This is a genomic window from Citrobacter sp. RHB35-C17 (assembly GCF_013816795.1).
Lineage (GTDB): Bacteria > Pseudomonadota > Gammaproteobacteria > Enterobacterales > Enterobacteriaceae > Citrobacter_A > Citrobacter_A amalonaticus.
Genome location: NZ_CP057150.1, coordinates 1,544,697 through 1,565,340 on the forward strand (window position 1 = coordinate 1,544,697; position 20,644 = coordinate 1,565,340).

A 20,644-nucleotide genomic window follows, 5' to 3' on the forward strand; every position below is an offset into this window, starting at 1 on the left:
TAATTGCGGGATCAATTTGAGTTTTTTATTAACATGTTTGTAACCTTTCTCCCTTTCTGTTTCCTTCTCCAGGAAAACGGCAACGGCGAGAGTGCACAAATAAATTTGTATTGGGGCATGCGTGTGACCCTTTCTAACGGGGTTCACTCTCGGAGTCTTCATGCGATGAGCAAGGAGTCATGATGTTAGATATAGTCGAACTGTCGCGCTTACAGTTTGCCTTGACCGCGATGTACCACTTCCTCTTTGTGCCACTGACGCTCGGTATGGCGTTCCTGCTGGCCATTATGGAAACGGTTTACGTCCTTTCCGGCAAACAGATTTATAAAGATATGACTAAGTTCTGGGGCAAGTTGTTTGGTATCAACTTCGCCTTGGGTGTCGCAACCGGGTTGACCATGGAGTTCCAGTTCGGGACAAACTGGTCTTACTATTCCCACTACGTTGGGGATATCTTCGGTGCGCCGCTGGCGATCGAAGGTCTGATGGCCTTCTTCCTCGAATCCACCTTTGTAGGTCTGTTCTTCTTCGGCTGGGATCGTCTGGGTAAAGTTCAGCACATGGCGGTAACCTGGCTGGTCGCATTAGGTTCTAACCTGTCCGCTCTGTGGATCCTGGTCGCAAACGGCTGGATGCAGAACCCTATCGCATCGGATTTCAACTTCGAAACCATGCGTATGGAGATGGTGAGCTTCTCTGAACTGGTCCTTAACCCGGTAGCCCAGGTGAAATTTGTGCACACCGTGGCGTCTGGCTACGTGACCGGTGCGATGTTCATCCTCGGTATCAGTGCTTATTACCTGCTGAAAGGTCGCGACATCGCTTTCGCAAAACGCTCTTTTGCTATCGCTGCCAGTTTCGGTATGGCTGCTGTGTTGTCTGTTATCGTTCTGGGTGATGAATCCGGTTACGAAATGGGTGACGTGCAGAAAACCAAACTCGCGGCCATTGAAGCAGAGTGGGAGACTCAGCCCGCTCCAGCTGCCTTTACCCTGTTTGGTATTCCGGATCAGGATTCGCAGGAAAACAAACTGGCGATTCAGATCCCGTATGCGCTGGGCATCATTGCGACACGTTCTGTCGACACGCCAGTTATCGGTCTGAAAGACCTGATGGTGCAGCATGAAGAGCGTATCCGTAACGGGATGAAAGCGTATGAACTGCTGGAGCAACTGCGTGCCGGTTCGACCGACCAGGCGGTTCGCGATCAGTTCAACGTGATGAAAAAAGACCTGGGTTACGGCCTGCTGCTGAAACGCTATACCCCGAACGTCTCTGATGCGACTGAAGCGCAGATTCAGCAGGCGACGAAAGATTCTATTCCTCGCGTTGCGCCGCTGTATTTTGCCTTCCGTATCATGGTGGCCTGTGGCTTCCTGCTGCTGGCGATCATTGCGCTCTCCTTCTGGAGCGTGATTCGTAACCGCATCGGTGAGAAGAAATGGCTGCTGCGCGCCGCGCTGTACGGTATTCCACTGCCGTGGATTGCAGTAGAAGCCGGCTGGTTTGTTGCCGAATATGGCCGTCAGCCGTGGGCGATCGGTGAGGTGTTGCCAACCGCAGTGGCGAACTCGTCGCTGACCGTCGGTGACCTGCTGTTCTCCATGATCCTGATTTGTGGCCTGTATACCCTGTTCCTGGTGGCTGAACTGTTCCTGATGTTCAAGTTCGCACGCCTTGGCCCAAGCAGCCTGAAAACGGGTCGCTACCACTATGAGCAGTCCACCGTGGCTTCTCAGCCGGCACGCTAAGACAGGAGTCGTCAAATGATCGATTATGAAGTACTACGTTTTATCTGGTGGCTGCTGGTTGGCATTCTGCTGATTGGTTTTGCGGTCACCGATGGCTTCGACATGGGGGTGGGCATGCTCACCCGTTTCCTCGGTCGTAACGACACCGAGCGTCGAATTATGATTAACTCCATCGCCCCGCACTGGGACGGTAACCAGGTGTGGCTGATCACCGCGGGTGGCGCGTTGTTTGCAGCCTGGCCGATGGTCTACGCCGCGGCGTTTTCCGGTTTCTATGTGGCGATGATCCTCGTGCTGGCATCCTTGTTCTTCCGTCCGGTCGGTTTTGATTACCGCTCCAAGATTGAAGACACCCGCTGGCGCAACATGTGGGACTGGGGCATCTTCGTGGGGAGCTTCGTGCCGCCGCTGGTGATCGGCGTGGCATTCGGCAACCTGTTGCAGGGCGTACCGTTCCATATCGACGAGTATCTGCGTCTGTTCTACACCGGTAATTTCTTCCAGTTGCTGAATCCGTTTGGTCTGCTGGCGGGCGTGGTGAGCGTAGGGATGATCATTACTCAGGGCGCCACCTATCTGCAAATGCGTACCGTGGGTGAACTGCACCTGCGTGCACGTGCGACATCGCAGATTGCGGCGCTGGTCACTCTGGTCTGCTTCGCACTGGCGGGTGTCTGGGTGATGTACGGTATTGATGGCTACGTGGTGACCTCTGCGATTGATCATCATGCAGCGTCTAACCCGCTGACCAAAGAAGTGGCACGTGAAGCGGGTGCCTGGATGGTCAACTTCAACAATGCACCGATCCTGTGGCTGGTTCCGGCACTGGGTGTGGCGCTGCCGTTGCTGACGATTCTGACGTCCCGCATGGAGAAAGGGGCATGGGCATTCCTGTTCTCTTCTCTGACGCTGGCCTGCATCATCCTGACTGCCGGTATCGCCATGTTCCCGTTCGTGATGCCTTCAAGCACCATGATGAACGCGAGCCTGACCATGTGGGATGCGACGTCCAGTCAGTTGACGCTGAATCTGATGACCTGGGTTGCTGTGGTGTTTGTTCCGATCATTCTCATCTACACCAGCTGGTGTTACTGGAAAATGTTCGGTCGCATCACCAAAGAGCATATTGAAAACAATACCCACTCTCTGTACTAAGTAAGGAGCAAACTATGTGGTATTTCGCCTGGATTCTGGGAACGCTTCTTGCCTGTGCATTTGGGATCATCACTGCGCTGGCCCTTGAGCACGTCGAGGCAAGCAAAGACGGTCAAGAAGAACACTGATGACCACCCTGATCGCGATGCAATATAACGCGATGGACAAGCGCCCGTTACGGGCGCTTTCTTTGGTGATGGCGCTAGTGTTAGCAGGATGTATGTTTTGGGATCCCTCCCGCTTCGCGGCTAAAACCAGCGGGCTGGAAATCTGGCACGGTCTGCTGCTGATGTGGGCGGTCTGTGCGGGCATCATTCATGGCGTGGGCTTTCGTCCTCGCGCTGTGCACTGGCAGGGGATTTTCTCTCCGCTACTCGCCGATATCGTGCTTATTGTCGGTCTGATATTCTTCTTCTTTTGAATAAGAAACATCCTGAATGATCTATGGGCTTGCATAAGCCCATATATTTTTACTCTCCCTTAACTTCCCCCCATTCCCAAGCCTCAATCGCGCGCGTATAGTAGCAACGTTTAAAAGCACTAACGTGAGGCTGTGTCCTGCCATCCGTAAACAATGGCAGTCAACAACCTAATTGCATTACCGGGATGTAAAGTGAATACAACGCTATATACAACAGCATTCTTGAAGCATCGCGGCGGTAAGTACGCGAATCACCAGGAGCTTACAGGCGTAAGTGACGGTGTGAGTGGACGAAGCCAACAAAAAGGCAGCAGGAATGAATAAGTATATATTTCGATGGCCGGTACGTGTTTACTATGAAGACACCGACGCCGGTGGTGTGGTTTATCACGCCAGTTACGTTGCTTTTTATGAACGAGCACGCACAGAGATGCTGCGTCATCATCACTTCAGTCAGCAGGTGCTGTTGGCTGAGCGAGTTGCCTTCGTGGTGCGTAAAATGACGCTGGAATACTACGCGCCTGCGCGACTCGACGATATGCTCGAAATCCAAACAGAAATTACGTCAATGCGTGGCACCTCTTTGGTTTTCACGCAACGCATTGTCAACGCAGAGAACACCGTGCTCAATGAGGCTGAGGTTCTGATTGTTTGCGTTGATCCACTCAAAATGAAGCCTCGTGCGCTTCCCAAGTCTATTGTCGCGGAGTTTAAGCAGTGACTGACATGAATATCCTTGATTTGTTCCTGAAGGCAAGCCTTCTGGTTAAACTTATCATGTTGATTTTGATTGGTTTTTCAATCGCATCCTGGGCCATCATTATCCAGCGGACCCGTATTCTTAACGCCGCCGCGCGTGAAGCCGAAGCGTTCGAAGACAAATTCTGGTCCGGAATTGAACTGTCTCGCCTGTATCAGGAGAGTCAGGGACGCCGTGATAATCTGGCGGGTTCGGAACAAATCTTTTATAGCGGGTTCAAAGAGTTTGCACGATTGCATCGGGCAAACAGCCATGCGCCGGAAGCAGTGGTGGAAGGGGCATCTCGTGCGATGCGGATCTCGATGAACCGTGAACTTGAAACGCTGGAAACGCATATTCCGTTCCTCGGCACCGTGGGTTCCATCAGCCCGTATATCGGTCTGTTCGGTACCGTGTGGGGGATCATGCATGCGTTTATTGCGCTCGGGGCGGTAAAACAGGCGACGTTGCAGATGGTTGCTCCGGGTATCGCGGAAGCATTGATTGCTACGGCAATTGGTCTGTTTGCGGCAATCCCGGCGGTCATGGCCTACAACCGTCTGAATCAGCGTGTTAACAAGCTGGAACTGAATTACGACAACTTTATGGAAGAGTTCACCGCGATTCTGCACCGTCAGGCGTTTACCGTTAGCGAAAGCAACAAGGGGTAAGCCATGGCCAGATCGCGTGGACGAGGTCGTCGCGACCTGAAGTCCGAAATCAACATCGTACCGTTGCTCGACGTGCTGTTGGTGCTGCTGCTGATCTTTATGGCGACAGCGCCGATCATTACGCAGAGCGTGGAAGTCGATCTGCCGGATGCGACCGAGTCGCAGGCCGTTAGCAGTAACGATAATCCGCCGGTCATTATTGAGGTTTCCGGAGTAGGGCAGTACAGCGTGGTGGTTGAGAAAGATCGTATGGAACAACTACCGCCGGAACAGGTGATCGCCGAGGCGAAAAGTCGCCTGGAGTCCAATCCGAAAACGGTCTTCTTGATCGGGGGCGCGAAAGATGTGCCTTACGATGAAATAATTAAAGCGCTGAACTTGTTGCACAGTGCAGGTGTGAAGTCGGTTGGCTTAATGACGCAGCCTATCTGATCATTTGCGTCTCTGGTTTTAAAGAGAACGTGTAACAGGCGAACAGTTTTTGGGAACCGAGAGTGTCAAAGGCAACCGAACAAAACGACAAGCTCAAACGGGCGATAATTATTTCAGCGGTGCTGCATGTCATCCTATTTGCAGTCCTGATCTGGAGTTCGTTCGATGAGCATATTGAGGCTTCAGCCGGCGGCGGCGGTGGTTCTTCCATCGATGCCGTGATGGTTGATCCTGGCGCCGTGGTTCAGCAGTACGAACGTCAGCAGCAGCAACAGTCAAGTGCGCAGCGTGCCAAAGAGCAACGTGAAAAACTGGAGCAGCAGCAGGCGGAAGAGCTTCGTGAGAAGCAGGCTGCCGAACAGGAACGGCTTAAGCAGATCGAGAAAGAACGTTTAGCGGCTCAGGAACAGCAGAAGCAGGCTGAAGCCGACGCGAAGAAAGCGCAGGAACAGCAGAAACAGGCTGAAGAAGCGGCGAAGAAAGCCGCGGCGGATGCCAAAGCGAAAGCTGATGCGCAGGTGAAAGAAGCCGCAGAAGCCGCGAAAAAAGCCGCGGCGGATGCACAGAAGAAAGCCGAAGCAGAGGCGGCAAAAGCCGCTGCTGACGCGAAGAAGAAAGCAGAAGCAGAAGCGGCTAAAGCGGCTGCCGATGCGAAGAAGAAAGCCGAGGCCGAAGCCGCTAAGCAAGCCGCCGCGGAAAAAGCGGCTGCAGCCAAAGCCGCCGCCGCCGCCGAGAAAGCCGCTGCTGAGAAAAAAGCCGCCGCAGAAAAGGCCGCCGCTGATAAAAAAGCTGCAGCTGAGAAAGCCGCTGCCGATAAGAAAGCAGCAGCCGAGAAAGCCGCTGCGGCCAAAAAGGCCGCTGCTGAAAAAGCGGCTGCAGCATCTGGCGTTGACGATCTGCTTGGCGATCTTAGCTCCGGTAAGAATGCGCCGAAAACCGGCGGTGGGGCAAAAGGGAACAACGCTTCTCCTGCGGGGAGTGGTAATACTAAAAATAATGGCGCATCAGGCGCGGATATCAGCAACTATGCCGGGCAGATTAAATCTGCCATTGAAAGCAAGTTCTACGACGCATCGTCTTATGCAGGTAAAACCTGTACGCTTCGGATAAAACTGGCTTCTGACGGTATGCTGCTCGACATTCAGTCTGAAGGTGGCGATCCCGCGCTTTGTCAGGCAGCGCTTGCTGCAGCCCGACAAGCGAAGATTCCAAAACCACCGAGCCAGGCGGTATATGAAGTGTTTAAAAACGCACCTCTGGACTTTAAACCGTAAGCTAAACTTTCCCCGTTATGACGGGGAAAACAATCTGCGGTAGTCGCTGGGTTCTGGTAGTTTTGTGTATTTGAGTTTGTTAACATTCTGCTAAATTATCGTGGGCTGATCGCCTGGATAAGGGAGATATGATGAAGCAGGCATTACGAGTAGCATTTGGTTTTCTGATGCTGTGGGCAGCGGTGCTGCACGCAGAAGTACGTATTGAGATAACCCAGGGGGTGGACTCGGCGCGCCCGATTGGGGTTGTGCCATTCCAGTGGGCTGGGCCGGGTGCTGCACCTGAAGATATCGGTGGCATTGTTGGCGCTGACCTGCGCAACAGCGGTAAATTTAATCCGTTAGATCGGTCTCGTTTGCCACAACAGCCGGGGACTGCGCAGGACGTTCAACCTGCTGCATGGTCTGCGCTGGGGATTGACGCGGTCGTGGTCGGTCAGGTGACTCCGAATCCGGACGGTTCCTACAATGTTGCTTACCAGCTGGTTGACACCGGCGGTGCGCCGGGTACTGTACTGGCTCAGAACTCTTACAAAGTGAACAAGCAGTGGCTGCGTTATGCCGGCCATACTGCCAGTGACGAAGTGTTTGAGAAACTGACCGGTATTAAAGGCGCATTCCGTACCCGTATCGCGTATGTTGTTCAGACTAACGGCGGTCAGTTCCCGTATGAACTGCGCGTGTCTGACTACGATGGCTACAACCAGTTTGTGGTTCACCGTTCACCGCAGCCGTTGATGTCTCCGGCCTGGTCTCCGGACGGTTCTAAACTGGCATATGTCACCTTCGAAAGTGGCCGTTCTGCGCTGGTTATTCAGACGTTGTCTAACGGCGCGGTCCGTCAGGTTGCGTCATTCCCGCGTCACAACGGTGCGCCTGCGTTCTCTCCGGATGGCAGCAAACTGGCGTTTGCCCTGTCAAAAACCGGCAGCCTGAACCTGTATGTGATGGATATTGGTTCTGGCCAGATCCGTCAGGTGACCGATGGCCGCAGCAACAATACGGAGCCGACCTGGTTCCCGGACAGCCAGAACCTGGCCTTTACATCGGATCAGGCGGGTCGTCCGCAAGTGTATAAAGTTAACGTTAACGGCGGTGCTCCGCAGCGTATTACCTGGGAAGGTTCACAAAACCAGGATGCTGATGTCAGCAGCGACGGCAAATTTATGGTAATGGTAAGCTCGGCCAATGGTCAGCAGCACATTGCCAAACAAGATCTGGTAGCGGGTGGCGTACAAGTTCTGTCGTCAACGTTCCTGGACGAAACGCCAAGTCTGGCACCTAACGGCACTATGGTAATCTACAGCTCTTCTCAGGGGATGGGATCCGTGCTGAATTTGGTTTCTACAGATGGGCGTTTCAAAGCGCGTCTTCCGGCAACTGATGGACAGGTTAAATTCCCTGCCTGGTCGCCGTATCTGTGATAATAAATAATTGATTAATAAAGGAATCATTGAAATGCAACTGAACAAAGTGCTGAAAGGGCTGATGATCGCTCTGCCTGTTATGGCTATTGCGGCATGTTCTTCTAACAAGAACGCCAGCAATGACGGCAGCGAAGGCATGCTGGGTGCCGGCACTGGTATGGATGCAAACGGCAGCGGCAACATGTCCTCTGAAGAGCAGGCTCGTCTGCAGATGCAACAGCTGCAGCAGAACAACATCGTTTACTTCGATCTGGACAAGTACGATATCCGTTCTGACTTCGCTGCAATGCTGGATGCGCACGCTAACTTCCTGCGTAGCAACCCGTCTTACAAAGTCACCGTAGAAGGTCACGCGGACGAACGTGGTACTCCTGAGTACAACATCTCCCTGGGTGAACGTCGTGCGAACGCTGTTAAGATGTACCTGCAGGGTAAAGGCGTTTCTGCTGACCAGATCTCCATCGTTTCTTACGGTAAAGAAAAACCTGCAGTACTGGGTCACGACGAAGCGGCTTACTCCAAAAACCGTCGTGCCGTACTGGTTTACTAAGAGAATTGCATGAGCAGTAACTTCAGACATCATCTGTTGAGTCTGTCGTTACTGGTTGGCATAGCGGCCCCCTGGGCCGCTTTTGCTCAGGCGCCAATCAGTAGTGTCGGCTCAGGCTCGGTCGAAGACCGTGTCACTCAACTCGAGCGTATTTCTAACGCTCACAGCCAGCTTTTAACCCAACTCCAGCAGCAACTCTCTGATAATCAGGCCGATATAGACTCCCTGCGTGGTCAAATTCAGGAAAGTCAGTATCAACTGAATCAGGTAGTTGAGCGTCAGAAGCAGATCCTGTTACAGATGGACAGTCTGAGCAGCGGTGGCGCTTCCGCGCAGTCGACAAGCGGCGATCAGAGCGGATCAACTGCGGGGGCAGCGACGTCTGCGCCTGACGCAGGTGCTGCGACGTCGGGTGCGCCAGTACAAAGCGGTGATGCGAATACCGATTACAATGCGGCAATTGCCCTGGTGCAGGATAAATCCCGCCAGGATGATGCAATTGTGGCATTCCAGAACTTCATCAAAAAGTACCCTGATTCGACTTATCAGCCGAACGCCAACTACTGGCTCGGTCAGTTGAATTACAACAAGGGTAAAAAAGATGATGCCGCGTTTTATTTTGCTTCGGTGGTGAAAAACTACCCGAAGTCACCAAAGGCTGCTGACGCGATGTATAAAGTCGGAGTGATCATGCAGGACAAAGGTGACACTGCGAAAGCAAAAGCGGTTTATCAACAGGTTATCAGCAAATACCCAGGCACCGAAGGCGCAAAACAAGCGCAGAAACGTCTTGGCGCGATGTAATGCACAGCATGCGACCAGAAATCGAATTATTTCTGGTCGTGTCGTGCGATTCCTAAGCAGTTGAGTGATCTACATCGAAATTTTTGTTGCGCTCAAATCTTAAATCAGTAATATATGCCGCCGTTGCCAAGGGATATCAAACAAACCAAAAGCAGCGCAAAAGTGGGTCGTTAGCTCAGTTGGTAGAGCAGTTGACTTTTAATCAATTGGTCGCAGGTTCGAATCCTGCACGACCCACCAATCGTTCTGGTGGACGCGATAGTAGAACGTGAAGGATAACGTTGCGAAAGCAACGGCCCATAGGACGAGGCGAAGCCGAGTCATCCTGCACGACCCGCCACGAACAAAGGTAGTCAGTAATATCCAGCGTAGTATCGGGTGATTAGCTCAGCTGGGAGAGCACCTCCCTTACAAGGAGGGGGTCGGCGGTTCGATCCCGTCATCACCCACCACTCGGGTCGTTAGCTCAGTTGGTAGAGCAGTTGACTTTTAATCAATTGGTCGCAGGTTCGAATCCTGCACGACCCACCAATTTAACATCAAACTCAGATGTTAAACGTGAAGGATAACGTTGCTTCAGCAACGGCCCGAAGGGCGAGGCGAAGCCGAGTCATCCTGCACGACCCACCAATTTAACATTGAATATTAAATTGGTGACGAGTAAAAAATCTTTCAGGTAACACCCGAATGGGTCGTTAGCTCAGTTGGTAGAGCAGTTGACTTTTAATCAATTGGTCGCAGGTTCGAATCCTGCACGACCCACCAATATTAAGGTGGTTACTGGTAGAGAACGTGAAGGATAACGTTGCTTTAGCAACGGCCCGAAGGGCGAGGCGAAGCCGAGTCATCCTGCACGACCCACCATCCTGAATGATTAATTAAGAAAGTCCCGTAAGGGGTCGTTAGCTCAGTTGGTAGAGCAGTTGACTTTTAATCAATTGGTCGCAGGTTCGAATCCTGCACGACCCACCAATTTAACATCAACATCAGATGTTAAACGTGAAGGATAACGTTGCTTCATCAACGGCCCGAAGGGCGAGGCGAAGCCAAGTCATCCTGCACGACCCACCAGTGTAAAAAGGCGCCCTAAAGGCGCCTTTTTGCTATGCGCAGAATGTAACGATTCGAACCTGCGTAGCGCCTGATGACGCTTCGTTTACCAGGCCGACAATGATTGATCGGGTCAAAGGCTACGCCCTTCCTGTCCGGATAAGACGTCAGTCGCCATCCGGCATTATCAAGCGCAATTGTTGTGACTTTTGCCGCTCAATCCGCTATCTTGTTTAGCATATAAAACAAATATGACCGATCATGGCATGCATCACGCCTTAAGTCGGTTAATTCGTTAAGCTAGCAAAACGAGAAAGCATGATGAGCGTGATGTTTGATCCTGAAACCGCAATCTATCCGTTTCCCCCGAAGCCGGTACCGCTGAGTGCCGATGAAAAAGCGTTCTACCGCGAAAAAATCAAGCGTCTGCTGAAAGAGCGTGATGCGGTGATGGTTGCGCACTATTACACCGACCCCGAAATCCAGCAACTGGCCGAAGAGACCGGCGGCTGTATTTCTGACTCACTGGAGATGGCCCGCTTTGGCGCCAATCATCCCGCCTCGACGCTGCTCGTTGCAGGCGTTCGCTTTATGGGGGAGACGGCTAAAATTCTCAGCCCGGAAAAAACCATTTTAATGCCGACCCTCGAGGCAGAATGTTCGCTGGATCTTGGCTGTCCGATCGACGCATTCAGCGTGTTCTGCGATGCCCATCCGGATCGCACCGTCGTGGTTTATGCCAATACCTCCGCGGCGGTTAAGGCTCGCGCCGACTGGGTGGTGACGTCCAGTATCGCGGTTGAACTGATTGAGCATCTGGATAGTTTGGGTGAAAAAATCATCTGGGCACCGGATCGCCATCTCGGAAAATATGTTCAAAAGAAGACAGGGGCGGATGTCCTTTGCTGGCAAGGGGCGTGCATTGTCCATGACGAGTTCAAAACGCAGGCGCTGAGTCGCATGAAAGGTTTATACCCGGACGCCGCGATCCTGGTTCACCCGGAATCACCGCAGGCGATAGTGGATATGGCTGATGCTGTCGGTTCCACCAGCCAGCTCATTAATGCAGCTAAAACGCTGCCACATCAGCAACTTATTGTTGCTACCGATCGGGGTATTTTCTACAAAATGCAGCAGGCGGTACCGGACAAAGAGTTGCTGGAAGCGCCCACAGCCGGAGAAGGCGCCACCTGCCGCAGCTGCGCGCACTGTCCATGGATGGCGATGAACGGCCTTAAAGCCATCGCTGAGGGGCTGGAGCAGGGTGGGCAGTCCCATGAGATTCAGGTTGACGAAGCGCTGCGAGAAGGCGCATTAGTGCCGTTAAACCGTATGCTGGAATTTGCGGCTACACTACGTGCGTAGATAATCACACGCTCCGGGGGAAAAGATGGACTTTTTTAGCACGCAGAACATTCTGGTACATATACCCATTGGTGCTGGGGGGTACGATCTGTCGTGGATCGAAGCGATAGGCACTATCGCGGGGTTGTTGTGTATTGGTCTCGCCAGTATGGAGAAGATCAGCAACTACGTTTTTGGCCTGATTAACGTCACGCTGTTTGCGATCATCTTTTTCCAGATCCAGCTCTACGCCAGCCTGCTGTTGCAGCTTTTCTTTTTCGCCGCCAACATTTACGGCTGGTATGCGTGGTCGCGGCAGACCACGCAGAATGAGGCGGAGCTCAAGATTCGCTGGCTGCCTCTGCCGAAGGCGTTGGGCTGGCTGGCGGTTTGTGTGGTGGCGATCGGTTTGATGACAGTCTATATCGACCCGGTCTTTGCTTTTCTGACCCGTATTGCGGTATCGATCATGCAGATACTTGGCCTGCAGGTTGCTGTACCGGATTTACAGCCCGATGCCTTCCCGTTCTGGGATTCCTGCATGATGGTTTTGTCGATCGTGGCGATGATCCTGATGACCCGCAAATACGTTGAGAACTGGCTGCTCTGGGTGGTGATCAATGTGATTAGCGTGGTGATCTTTGCCCTGCAGGGGGTCTATGCGATGTCGCTGGAGTACCTGATCCTGACCTTCATTGCGCTTAACGGTAGCCGGATGTGGATTAACAGCGCGCGCGAACGAGGCTCACACGCGCTGTCCCATTAGTGGTGATGATGTGAATGGCCGGACACTTTCTGATTGAGATCGCAGTCCGGCCCGTGACAGGACTGATATTCCATCTGAATGGTGGCGTGTGCAATCTGGTAATGATGAATCAGAAAATGCTGGATGCGCGCCAGCAGCCCGTCATGATCGTGCGGTGGGATCACCTGTACATGCAGGGTCATGACCGGTTTTTCCCCCACCATCCACACGTGTACGTGATGGACGTTTCGCACTTCAGGAAGCTCCCTGCTGAGGTGGCGCTGCAGCGCAGCGATATCCAGCGAAACCGGGGCACCTTCCAGCAACTCATTCACGCTATCTTTCAATAAGCGCCACGCACTGCGCAGGACCAGCAGTGAAACCAGTATTGACAGAATAGGGTCGGCAGGCGTCCAGCCGGTCCAGATAATAATCACCGCCGCGATGATGGCCCCCACAGAACCCAATAAATCCCCCATCACATGCAACGCCGCGGCGCGTACGTTCAGGTTTTTCTCTTCGCTGCCGCGGTGGAGGATCCAGAAGGCAAGGATATTCGCCAGCAATCCGGCGATGGCGATGACCATCATCATGCCGCCCGCCACCGGACGCGGCGTGTAGAAGCGCTCAATCGCCTCCCAGACGATTAAAATCGTAATCACGACTAACGCAATCGCATTGACGAAAGCGGCCAGCGTCGTCAGTCTCAGCCAGCCAAAGGTGTGGCGGATAGTCGGCGGTCGGCGGGCGAACTGAACGGCCAATAGCGCAAACAACAGTGCGGCGGCATCGGTCAGCATATGCCCTGCGTCGGCGAGCAACGCCAGTGAACCGGATAAAATCCCGCCCACTACCTCCAGCAACATAAAGCCTGCCGTGATGCAAAACGCGAGCATCAGACGGCGGGCGTTGCCATCCTCGGGCAGATGAGGGGCCGAATGTGAGTGTGAGTGCGCCATAATGTCATCCCTTGGGTATTCTTTTCTTAACTGTATGACATCATACCGTTTCTGGATTAATAAATTAAAAAAGGAGAGCCTGAGCTCTCCCGTTATTAGCCATTTTCAGTGTTACTGAGTGGTGCCATCGGTTTTAGTATCAACGTCGTTGTTAATGCCATTTCCGGTTTCCACTTTTTTATTCACATCCGGGCAGCGCCCGTCCTTACACATGGTGTTTTTGTGCACCTCATCTTTGGTCATCCCCTCATGGTTCATCGATGAACCATTCGGATGCAGCATTGTGCCACCTGAGTTGATGTTGTCGTTATCGACATTATTTGGCGCCACGTTTTCTTTTGCATCCGGAGCGACCTGGCCTGCGTCGGCGGCGGCGTTCGCCTGGCCATTATTGGTCTGGGCGCTGGTTTCGGCTGCCAGCGCTGCGCCGCTGGCAAGGCTGAGCGTAGCGGTCAGGAAAAGTGAAGCTAATTTTGTCATTTTCATCAGATGCTCCTGTTATGGTTGAGATGTCGGATAACGTCTTCCAACAGTGCATATGCCAGTCAAGGGTCAGGCAATGGTTAACGATCTCAAACGAGCGCAAAGGCTCAGCAGAGAATCTTGAAAAGATTCATAAACAGAGTGGTTACAGTTAAAAATTGTAGGTTAGATCTCGTTTTTCGCTACTTTGTGGCGTTTTTTAGCTGAATTCCAGGATTATTCCGTCCGAAGTGTAAAAGCCCGTTTACACTTTTTGGCTGAGGATATAGATTGGAGGGATTGCATTCATTTAGATAAGTATGGCAACGCTGGAATAATCATGAATTATCAGAACGACGATTTACGTATTAAAGAGATCAACGAGTTATTACCCCCTGTCGCACTGCTGGAAAAATTCCCCGCTACAGAAAATGCCGCCAACACGGTTGCCCATGCGCGTAAAGCCATTCACAAAATTTTGAAGGGGAATGACGATCGCCTGCTGGTGGTGATTGGGCCGTGCTCTATTCATGATCCTGTGGCGGCGAAAGAGTACGCAGGTCGTCTGCTGGCGCTGCGCGAAGCGCTGAAAGGCGAGCTGGAAATCGTCATGCGTGTCTACTTTGAAAAACCGCGTACGACCGTTGGCTGGAAAGGGCTGATTAACGATCCGCACATGGATAACAGCTTCCAGATCAATGACGGTTTGCGCATTGCGCGTAAGCTGCTGCTGGATATTAACGACAGCGGCCTGCCGACGGCAGGGGAATTCCTCGATATGATCACCCCGCAATACCTGGCGGACATGATGAGCTGGGGCGCGATTGGCGCGCGTACTACCGAATCTCAGGTTCACCGTGAGCTGGCGTCGGGTCTTTCTTGTCCGGTCGGCTTCAAGAACGGTACTGATGGCACCATTAAAGTGGCGATTGACGCCATCAACGCCGCTGGTGCACCGCACTGCTTCCTGTCTGTCACCAAATGGGGTCACTCTGCCATTGTGAATACCAGCGGTAACGGCGATTGCCATATCATTCTGCGCGGCGGCAAAGAGCCGAACTACAGCGCTGCACATGTCGCGGCGGTGAAAGAGGGTCTGGCGAAAGCGGGTCTGCCTGCGCAAATCATGATTGATTTCAGCCATGCCAACTCCTGTAAGCAGTTTAAAAAGCAGATGGAAGTTGGGGCTGATGTCTGCCAGCAGATTGCTAACGGTGAGACTGCGATAATGGGCGTGATGATTGAAAGTCATCTGGTAGAAGGCAATCAGAACCCGGACAGCGGTGAGCCGCTGGTGTACGGCAAAAGCATTACCGATGCCTGCATTAACTGGGAAGATACCGACACCATCCTGCGCCAACTTGCGGATGCGGTAAAAGCGCGTCGCGGTTAAGTCTTGCGAATAGAAAGCCGACTCATTGAGTCGGCTTTTTTACGTCGTAAGGTAAATTACTTCGCTTTACCCTGGTTGGCGACGGCAGCCGCTTTCGCCGCGATCTCGTCGGCATTACCCAGATAGTAACGTTTGATTGGCTGGTAGTTTTCGTCGAACTCATACACCAGCGGCACGCCGGTCGGGATGTTCAGTTCGAGGATTTCGTCTTCGCTCAGGTTGTCGAGGTATTTCACCAGCGCGCGCAGAGAGTTGCCGTGCGCAGCGATGATCACGCGCTCGCCGCTCTTCATGCGCGGCAGAATGGTTTCATTCCAGTAAGGGATCACGCGATCGATGGTCAGCGCCAGGCTCTCGGTCAGCGGCAATTCTTTTTCCGTCAGTTTGGCATAGCGCGGATCGTGGCCCGGATAGCGCTCGTCATCTTTGGTCAGCTCCGGCGGGGTCACCGCGAAACCACGACGCCATTGTTTAACCTGTTCGTCACCGTATTTCTCAGCGGTTTCTGCTTTGTTCAGACCTTGCAACGCACCGTAGTGACGTTCGTTCAGTTTCCAGGATTTCTCAACCGGCAGCCAGGCCTGATCCAGTTCATCCAGGACGTTCCACAGCGTGTGGATGGCACGTTTCAGCACAGAGGTATAAGCAAAATCGAAGCTATAGCCTTCAGCCTTCAGCAGTTTGCCTGCTGCTTTCGCTTCACCCACGCCTTTCTCGGACAGGTCAACGTCATACCAACCGGTGAAGCGGTTTTCATTGTTCCACTGGCTTTCGCCGTGGCGTACCAGAACCAGCTTAGTTACAGCCATACTCTCACTCCTCAAGCTTTATCGAATGATAATAATTCTCATTATATTGCCGTGACGGGGCAGCGGCAATGCTTACGCATAACCATAGCGAAAATAGTGCAGCAGTGTAAGGTTCTTGTGAACTCTAAGTTGCGATTTTGTCTTTGAGTGATGGGGATTTGAGCAAGATGCGATATCTTAAGCCCGATACGCAGGTGCTATCGGGCATTTTACACTGGCTGTGCCGCACCATCAGGAAGGAATAAAACGATATTCCGTCAGGCTGGCGTACTCCTCTCCGGGGCGCAGAACGCAGTCTGGCTGCGGCCATTCCGGATGGTTCGGGCTGTCTGGCAGGAATTCGCTCTCCAGCGCCAGGCCCTGATAATCATCGTAGGCGTTCGGTCCGCGTGAAGAGGTGCCACCGAGAAAATTACCGGAGTAAAACTGTAGCGCCGGGGCCGAGGTGTAGACCTCCATCTGCAACTTCCCGTCTTGCGAAGTGAGCAGGGCAACCGGTTTTTTACTGTCGCCTTTTGCCTGCAACAGGAAGGCGTGATCGTAGCCTTTCACTTTGCGCTGGTCGTCATCGGCAAGAAATTCGCTGGCGATCACCTTCGCGGTGCGGAAATCAAATGAGGTTCCGGCGACCGGCTTCAGGCCGTTACGTGGGATCCCGCCTTCATCCACCGGCAGATATTCATCCGCCAGAAGTTGCAGCTTATGGTTGCGCACGTCGGTTTGATCGCCATCGAGGTTGAAGTAGACGTGGTTGGTCAGATTGACCGGACACGGCTTATCCACCGTCGCGCGATAGGTAATCGAGATGCGGTTGTCATCGGTCAGACGATATTGCGCCGTGGCGCACAAATTGCCCGGAAACCCCTGATCGCCATCGTCGGAGGTGAGGGCGAACAGTACCTGACGTTCGTTCTGATTGACTATCTGCCAGCGGCGTTTATCAAATCCGTTTGGCCCGCCATGTAGCTGATTGACGCCCTGGCTTGGCAGCAGACTGACCGTCTCACCGCTAAACGTGTAACGGCTGTCGGCAATCCGGTTGGCGTAACGGCCAATTGAGGCACCCAGAAACGCCGACTGATCCTGATAATGCTCCGGACTGGCGCAGCCCAGTAATGCTTCACGCACGCTGCCGTCGGAAAGGGGAATACGGGCCGAGAGTAACGTAGCACCCCAGTCCATCAGCGTAACCACCATCCCTGCGTCATTGCGCAGGGTTAACAGGCGGTACGGCTGACCATCGGGTGCCAGTGCGGGTGTTTCATTCAGCACTGTCCTGCTCCTTGTGATGGTTTGCACACATAGAATGTTTCTTTGATACCGGTTTTAGCTTCGTACTGTGCAGCCACGGCTTGCTGGACGGCAGGGACCAGCGCTTCCGGGATCAGCGCCACAACACAACCGCCAAATCCACCGCCGGTCATGCGTACACCGCCTTTCTCCCCGATTGTGGCTTTGACAATGTCAACCAGCGTATCAATCTGCGGCACGGTGATTTCAAAATCATCACGCATCGAGGCGTGCGATTCCGCCATCAGTTGCCCCATGCGTTGCAGATCGCCTTTTACCAGCGCGCTGGCGGCTTCAACAGTACGTGCATTCTCAGTTAACACGTGACGGACGCGTTTGGCAACCAGTGGGTCCAGTTCATTCGCCACGGCGTTAAAGGTATCGAGACTGACATCACGCAATGCCGGTTGCTGGAAGAAACGCGCGCCTGTTTCGCACTGCTGACGGCGAGTGTTGTACTCGCTACCGACCAGCGTGCGCTTAAAATTGCTGTTGATGATGACGATCGCTACGCCTTCTGGCATTGAGACCGCTTTGGTGCCCAGCGTGCGGCAGTCGATCAGCAGGGCATGATCTTTCTTGCCCAGCGCGGAGATGAGCTGATCCATAATCCCACAGTTACAGCCGACAAACTGGTTTTCTGCTTCCTGACCGTTGAGCGCAATCTGCGCGCCGTCCAGTGGCAGATGGTAAAGCTGCTGGAACACGGTACCGACCGCCACTTCCAGCGAAGCGGAAGAGCTCAGACCCGCGCCCTGTGGGACATTACCGCTGATCACCAGGTCTGCGCCACCAAAGCTGCTGTCGCGCTTGAGCAGGTGCTTCACCACGCCGCGTACGTAGTTTGCCCACTGCTGGCTGTCATGGGTGACGATAGGAGCATCAAGAGAAAACTCGTCAGTCTGATTATCGTAATCGGCCGCAATGACGCGGATCTGGCGGTCGTTGCGGGCAGCGCAACTGATCACGGTTTGATAATCAATGGCGCAGGGCAGCACAAAACCGTCGTTATAATCGGTGTGTTCGCCGATGAGATTGACGCGGCCTGGCGCCTGAATAGTGTGGGTTGCAGGGTAGCCGAATTTTTCAGCAAACAGAGATTGTGTTTTCTCTTTCAGACTCATTTTTATACTCCGGATTCGCGAAAATGGATGTCGCTGACCGCGCGCAGACGCTCTGCCGCTTGTTCCGCTGTGAGATCGCGCTGGGTTTCGGCCAGCATTTCGTAACCGACCATAAATTTGCGGACGGTCGCGGAGCGTAGCAGCGGCGGATAAAAGTGCGCGTGTAGCTGCCAGTGTTCGTTCTCTGCACCGTTAAACGGCGCGCCGTGCCAGCCCATTGAATAGGGGAAAGAGCACTGGAACAGGTTGTCGTAACGACTGGTCAGTTTTTTCAACGCCAGCGCAAGGTCTGCGCGCTGTTCGTCGGTCAAATCAGTAATGCGCAGCACGTGCGCTTTCGGCAGTAATAGCGTTTCGAACGGCCAGGCCGCCCAGTAAGGGACGACAGCCAGCCAGTGATCGGTTTCTACTACCGTACGGCTGCCGTCAGCCAGTTCACGCTGCACATAGTCAACCAGCATCGGCGACTCCTGCTCAGCAAAATAAGTTCTTTGCAGGCGATCTTCGCGTTCAGCTTCGTTTGGCAGGAAACTGTTGGCCCAAATCTGGCCGTGGGGGTGGGGATTCGAGCAGCCCATCGCCGTGCCTTTGTTTTCAAAGACCTGTACCCAGGGATAACGTTTCCCAAGATCAGCGGTTTGCTCTTGCCAGGTTTTCACTATTTCGGTCAGGGCAGGAATGCTAAGCTCCGGCAGGGTTTTACTGTGATCCGGTGAAAAGCAAATAACGCGACTGGTGCCGCGTGCGCTCTGGCAGCGTATCAGCGGGTCGTGACTGTCCGGCGCGTCAGGCGTATCCGTCATCAGCGCGGCAAAGTCGTTAGTGAACACAAACGTCCCACTGTAATCCGGATTTTTATCACCGGTGACGCGGGTATTGCCCGCGCACAGGAAACAGTCCGGATCGTGTGCTGGCAGTACGTCATTAGAGGGCGTTTCTTGCGCCCCTTGCCAGGGGCGCTTAGCACGATGCGGCGACACCAGAATCCACTGTCCGGTGAGCGGATTAAAACGACGATGCGGATGATCGACGGGGTTGAATTGACTCATGATATTTCTTAATCCTCGTATCCCTGCGGATGACGCGACTGCCAGTGCCAGGTGTCCTGCGCCATCTCATCAAGCGTGCGCGTGACACGCCAGTCCAGTTCACGGTCGGCTTTGCTGGCATCTGCCCAGTAGGCTGGCAGGTCACCATCGCGACGCGGAGCAAAATGATAATTCACCGGTTTTCCGCAGGCTTTGCTGAAGGCATTGACCACGTCCAGCACGCTGCTGCCGACGCCTGCGCCGAGGTTGTAAATATGGACGCCCTGTTTGCCCGCCAGTTTTTCCATCGCGGCAACGTGACCATCAGCCAGATCCATCACGTGGATGTAATCGCGGACACCGGTACCGTCTTCGGTCGGATAATCGTTGCCAAAAATGGCGAGGGAGTCGCGACGGCCCACTGCAACCTGGGCGATGTAAGGCATCAGGTTATTCGGGATGCCCTGCGGGTCTTCGCCCATGTCCCCTGATGGATGCGCGCCGACCGGGTTGAAATAGCGCAGCAGCGCGATGCTCCATTCCGGCTGGGCTTTTTGCAGATCGGTGAGGATTTGCTCAACCATCAGTTTACTTTTGCCATAAGGGCTTTGCGGCGTGCCGGTCGGGAAGCTTTCAACGTAAGGGATTTTCGGCTGGTCGCCGTAGACGGTGGCGGATGAGCTGAAAATGAAGTTTTTGACGCCGGCGGCGCGCATGGCACTAATCAGTCGCAGTGTTCCGTTGACGTTGTTGTCATAGTATTCCAGCGGCTTTGCAACGGATTCGCCGACGGCCTTCAGTCCGGCAAAATGGATGACGGTGTCAATGGCGTGATCGTGCAGGATCTCCGTCATCAGCGCTTCGTTACGGATATCGCCTTCAACAAACGTTGGATGTTTGCCGCTCAGACGTTCAATAACAGGCAGTACGCTACGCTTACTGTTGCAGAGGTTATCAAGGATGATGACGTCATGACCGTTTTTCAGCAATTGTACACAAGTATGACTTCCTATGTAACCGCTACCACCGGTGACCAGTACTCTCATAATTCGCTCCGTTAAGCTTATGGTATGGAATTACCATAGCATAACAAAGATGCGAAAAGTGTGACATGGAATAAAATAGTGGAATCGTTTACACTCACGATTTCTCACGCTGAGTCATCAATTAATCGATTATAAATCATTAACTTTAAGAATGATTGCGCCTTTTATCC

General features: G+C 53.3%; 21 protein-coding genes and 5 tRNA genes. 19 read left to right on the forward strand and 7 right to left on the reverse strand.

Features of this window, described 5'->3' with window-relative positions; all coding sequences use genetic code 11:
• Positions 1 to 182 precede the first annotated feature (182 nt).
• The 18 genes from cydA to pnuC all read left to right on the forward strand — a co-directional run bounded on the left by cydA (position 183) and on the right by pnuC (position 12,384).
• Positions 183 to 1,751, forward strand: coding sequence for a cytochrome ubiquinol oxidase subunit I (gene cydA / locus HVZ37_RS07235; RefSeq protein ID WP_043001343.1), 1,569 nt, complete (start codon positions 183 to 185; stop codon positions 1,749 to 1,751).
• Between the two features lie 15 nt (positions 1,752 to 1,766).
• The gene (gene cydB / locus HVZ37_RS07240; RefSeq protein WP_043001342.1) at positions 1,767 to 2,906 is read left to right on the forward strand and encodes a cytochrome d ubiquinol oxidase subunit II; all 1,140 of its coding nucleotides are present in this window, start codon (positions 1,767 to 1,769) and stop codon (positions 2,904 to 2,906) included.
• A gap of 14 nt (positions 2,907 to 2,920) precedes the next feature.
• Positions 2,921 to 3,034, forward strand: coding sequence for a cytochrome bd-I oxidase subunit CydX (gene cydX, locus HVZ37_RS07245; RefSeq protein ID WP_042320599.1), 114 nt, complete (start codon positions 2,921 to 2,923; stop codon positions 3,032 to 3,034).
• Positions 3,034 to 3,327: a cyd operon protein YbgE gene (ybgE, locus tag HVZ37_RS07250; protein WP_044266309.1), complete on the forward strand. Its 294-nt coding sequence runs from the start codon at positions 3,034 to 3,036 to the stop codon at positions 3,325 to 3,327. Before cydX ends, ybgE begins: the two co-directional genes overlap by 1 nt.
• Positions 3,328 to 3,643: 316 nt before the next feature.
• On the forward strand, positions 3,644 to 4,048 hold the full coding sequence (gene ybgC / locus HVZ37_RS07255; protein ID WP_043001341.1) for a tol-pal system-associated acyl-CoA thioesterase: 405 nt from the start codon (positions 3,644 to 3,646) through the stop codon (positions 4,046 to 4,048).
• Entirely contained in the window at positions 4,045 to 4,737 is a 693-nt protein-coding gene (gene tolQ / locus HVZ37_RS07260; RefSeq protein WP_080343208.1) for a Tol-Pal system protein TolQ, read from the forward strand. Before ybgC ends, tolQ begins: the two co-directional genes overlap by 4 nt.
• Positions 4,738 to 4,740: 3 nt before the next feature.
• Positions 4,741 to 5,169, forward strand: coding sequence for a colicin uptake protein TolR (gene tolR / locus HVZ37_RS07265; protein WP_044266307.1), 429 nt, complete (start codon positions 4,741 to 4,743; stop codon positions 5,167 to 5,169).
• Positions 5,170 to 5,231: 62 nt separating this feature from the next.
• On the forward strand, positions 5,232 to 6,443 hold the full coding sequence (tolA, locus tag HVZ37_RS07270; RefSeq protein ID WP_109740021.1) for a cell envelope integrity protein TolA: 1,212 nt from the start codon (positions 5,232 to 5,234) through the stop codon (positions 6,441 to 6,443).
• Positions 6,444 to 6,574: 131 nt separating this feature from the next.
• Positions 6,575 to 7,867 carry a Tol-Pal system beta propeller repeat protein TolB gene (gene tolB / locus HVZ37_RS07275; protein ID WP_043001339.1) on the forward strand — a complete coding sequence of 431 codons (1,293 nt, stop codon included), beginning with the start codon at positions 6,575 to 6,577 and terminating at the stop codon, positions 7,865 to 7,867.
• A 34-nt stretch (positions 7,868 to 7,901) separates the two neighbouring features.
• On the forward strand, positions 7,902 to 8,420 hold the full coding sequence (pal, locus tag HVZ37_RS07280; RefSeq protein WP_006685431.1) for a peptidoglycan-associated lipoprotein Pal: 519 nt from the start codon (positions 7,902 to 7,904) through the stop codon (positions 8,418 to 8,420).
• A gap of 9 nt (positions 8,421 to 8,429) precedes the next feature.
• Complete coding sequence (cpoB, locus tag HVZ37_RS07285) at positions 8,430 to 9,224, forward strand: cell division protein CpoB (RefSeq protein ID WP_043001338.1); 795 nt, start codon at positions 8,430 to 8,432, stop codon at positions 9,222 to 9,224.
• Between the two features lie 164 nt (positions 9,225 to 9,388).
• Positions 9,389 to 9,464: transfer RNA gene (locus tag HVZ37_RS07290), tRNA-Lys, on the forward strand.
• Between the two features lie 136 nt (positions 9,465 to 9,600).
• Positions 9,601 to 9,676 (forward strand) — tRNA-Val (locus HVZ37_RS07295).
• Between the two features lie 3 nt (positions 9,677 to 9,679).
• A tRNA-Lys gene (locus tag HVZ37_RS07300) sits at positions 9,680 to 9,755 on the forward strand.
• A gap of 158 nt (positions 9,756 to 9,913) precedes the next feature.
• Positions 9,914 to 9,989: transfer RNA gene (locus HVZ37_RS07305), tRNA-Lys, on the forward strand.
• 131 nt (positions 9,990 to 10,120) lie between these two features.
• A tRNA-Lys gene (locus HVZ37_RS07310) sits at positions 10,121 to 10,196 on the forward strand.
• A 399-nt stretch (positions 10,197 to 10,595) separates the two neighbouring features.
• Positions 10,596 to 11,639: a quinolinate synthase NadA gene (gene nadA / locus HVZ37_RS07315; RefSeq protein ID WP_181628466.1), complete on the forward strand. Its 1,044-nt coding sequence runs from the start codon at positions 10,596 to 10,598 to the stop codon at positions 11,637 to 11,639.
• Between the two features lie 25 nt (positions 11,640 to 11,664).
• Entirely contained in the window at positions 11,665 to 12,384 is a 720-nt protein-coding gene (gene pnuC / locus HVZ37_RS07320) for a nicotinamide riboside transporter PnuC (protein ID WP_044256522.1), read from the forward strand.
• Here pnuC and zitB read toward each other — a convergent pair.
• A complete protein-coding gene (gene zitB, locus HVZ37_RS07325; protein WP_181628263.1) occupies positions 12,381 to 13,322 on the reverse strand; it encodes a CDF family zinc transporter ZitB in 942 nt (313 codons plus the stop codon). The two genes, pnuC and zitB, sit on opposite strands and share 4 nt — an antisense overlap.
• A 111-nt stretch (positions 13,323 to 13,433) precedes the next feature.
• Entirely contained in the window at positions 13,434 to 13,808 is a 375-nt protein-coding gene (locus tag HVZ37_RS07330; protein ID WP_043001334.1) for a YbgS-like family protein, read from the reverse strand.
• A 316-nt stretch (positions 13,809 to 14,124) separates the two neighbouring features.
• Here HVZ37_RS07330 and aroG point away from each other — a divergent pair, with 316 nt between their 5' ends.
• A complete protein-coding gene (gene aroG, locus HVZ37_RS07335) occupies positions 14,125 to 15,177 on the forward strand; it encodes a 3-deoxy-7-phosphoheptulonate synthase AroG (protein WP_043001333.1) in 1,053 nt (350 codons plus the stop codon).
• Between the two features lie 56 nt (positions 15,178 to 15,233).
• Here the strand turns inward: aroG and gpmA are convergent, their stop codons facing one another.
• The 5 genes from gpmA to galE all read right to left on the reverse strand — a co-directional run bounded on the left by gpmA (position 15,234) and on the right by galE (position 20,474).
• The gene (gene gpmA, locus HVZ37_RS07340) at positions 15,234 to 15,986 is read right to left on the reverse strand and encodes a 2,3-diphosphoglycerate-dependent phosphoglycerate mutase (RefSeq protein WP_043001332.1); all 753 of its coding nucleotides are present in this window, start codon (positions 15,984 to 15,986) and stop codon (positions 15,234 to 15,236) included.
• A 231-nt stretch (positions 15,987 to 16,217) separates the two neighbouring features.
• Positions 16,218 to 17,258 (reverse strand): galactose-1-epimerase, encoded by a 1,041-nt coding sequence (galM, locus tag HVZ37_RS07345; protein ID WP_043001331.1) that lies wholly within the window; start codon positions 17,256 to 17,258, stop codon positions 16,218 to 16,220.
• Positions 17,252 to 18,400: a galactokinase gene (gene galK / locus HVZ37_RS07350; RefSeq protein ID WP_181628264.1), complete on the reverse strand. Its 1,149-nt coding sequence runs from the start codon at positions 18,398 to 18,400 to the stop codon at positions 17,252 to 17,254. The genes galM and galK overlap by 7 nt, the downstream gene beginning before the upstream one ends.
• A 2-nt stretch (positions 18,401 to 18,402) precedes the next feature.
• Entirely contained in the window at positions 18,403 to 19,449 is a 1,047-nt protein-coding gene (gene galT, locus HVZ37_RS07355) for a galactose-1-phosphate uridylyltransferase (RefSeq protein WP_044256515.1), read from the reverse strand.
• Positions 19,450 to 19,457: 8 nt separating this feature from the next.
• Positions 19,458 to 20,474, reverse strand: a complete 1,017-nt coding sequence (galE, locus tag HVZ37_RS07360) for a UDP-glucose 4-epimerase GalE (protein ID WP_054176163.1) — start codon at positions 20,472 to 20,474, stop codon at positions 19,458 to 19,460.
• Positions 20,475 to 20,644: the final 170 nt, after the last annotated feature.

Bases quoted from the DNA above. Each gene is read 5' to 3' on its own strand.
- cpoB (WP_043001338.1), top strand. From the start codon at position 8,430: ATGAGCAGTAACTTCAGACATCATCTGTTGAGTCTGTCGTTACTGGTT.
- cydX (WP_042320599.1), top strand. From the start codon at position 2,921: ATGTGGTATTTCGCCTGGATTCTGGGAACGCTTCTTGCCTGTGCATTT.
- pal (WP_006685431.1), top strand. From the start codon at position 7,902: ATGCAACTGAACAAAGTGCTGAAAGGGCTGATGATCGCTCTGCCTGTT.
- nadA (WP_181628466.1), top strand. From the start codon at position 10,596: ATGAGCGTGATGTTTGATCCTGAAACCGCAATCTATCCGTTTCCCCCG.
- galK (WP_181628264.1), bottom strand. From the start codon at position 18,400: ATGAGTCTGAAAGAGAAAACACAATCTCTGTTTGCTGAAAAATTCGGC.
- aroG (WP_043001333.1), top strand. From the start codon at position 14,125: ATGAATTATCAGAACGACGATTTACGTATTAAAGAGATCAACGAGTTA.
- HVZ37_RS07330 (WP_043001334.1), bottom strand. From the start codon at position 13,808: ATGAAAATGACAAAATTAGCTTCACTTTTCCTGACCGCTACGCTCAGC.
- pnuC (WP_044256522.1), top strand. From the start codon at position 11,665: ATGGACTTTTTTAGCACGCAGAACATTCTGGTACATATACCCATTGGT.
- zitB (WP_181628263.1), bottom strand. From the start codon at position 13,322: ATGGCGCACTCACACTCACATTCGGCCCCTCATCTGCCCGAGGATGGC.
- galE (WP_054176163.1), bottom strand. From the start codon at position 20,474: ATGAGAGTACTGGTCACCGGTGGTAGCGGTTACATAGGAAGTCATACT.
- cydB (WP_043001342.1), top strand. From the start codon at position 1,767: ATGATCGATTATGAAGTACTACGTTTTATCTGGTGGCTGCTGGTTGGC.
- ybgE (WP_044266309.1), top strand. From the start codon at position 3,034: ATGACCACCCTGATCGCGATGCAATATAACGCGATGGACAAGCGCCCG.
- tolB (WP_043001339.1), top strand. From the start codon at position 6,575: ATGAAGCAGGCATTACGAGTAGCATTTGGTTTTCTGATGCTGTGGGCA.
- galT (WP_044256515.1), bottom strand. From the start codon at position 19,449: ATGAGTCAATTCAACCCCGTCGATCATCCGCATCGTCGTTTTAATCCG.
- tolR (WP_044266307.1), top strand. From the start codon at position 4,741: ATGGCCAGATCGCGTGGACGAGGTCGTCGCGACCTGAAGTCCGAAATC.
- cydA (WP_043001343.1), top strand. From the start codon at position 183: ATGTTAGATATAGTCGAACTGTCGCGCTTACAGTTTGCCTTGACCGCG.
- ybgC (WP_043001341.1), top strand. From the start codon at position 3,644: ATGAATAAGTATATATTTCGATGGCCGGTACGTGTTTACTATGAAGAC.
- gpmA (WP_043001332.1), bottom strand. From the start codon at position 15,986: ATGGCTGTAACTAAGCTGGTTCTGGTACGCCACGGCGAAAGCCAGTGG.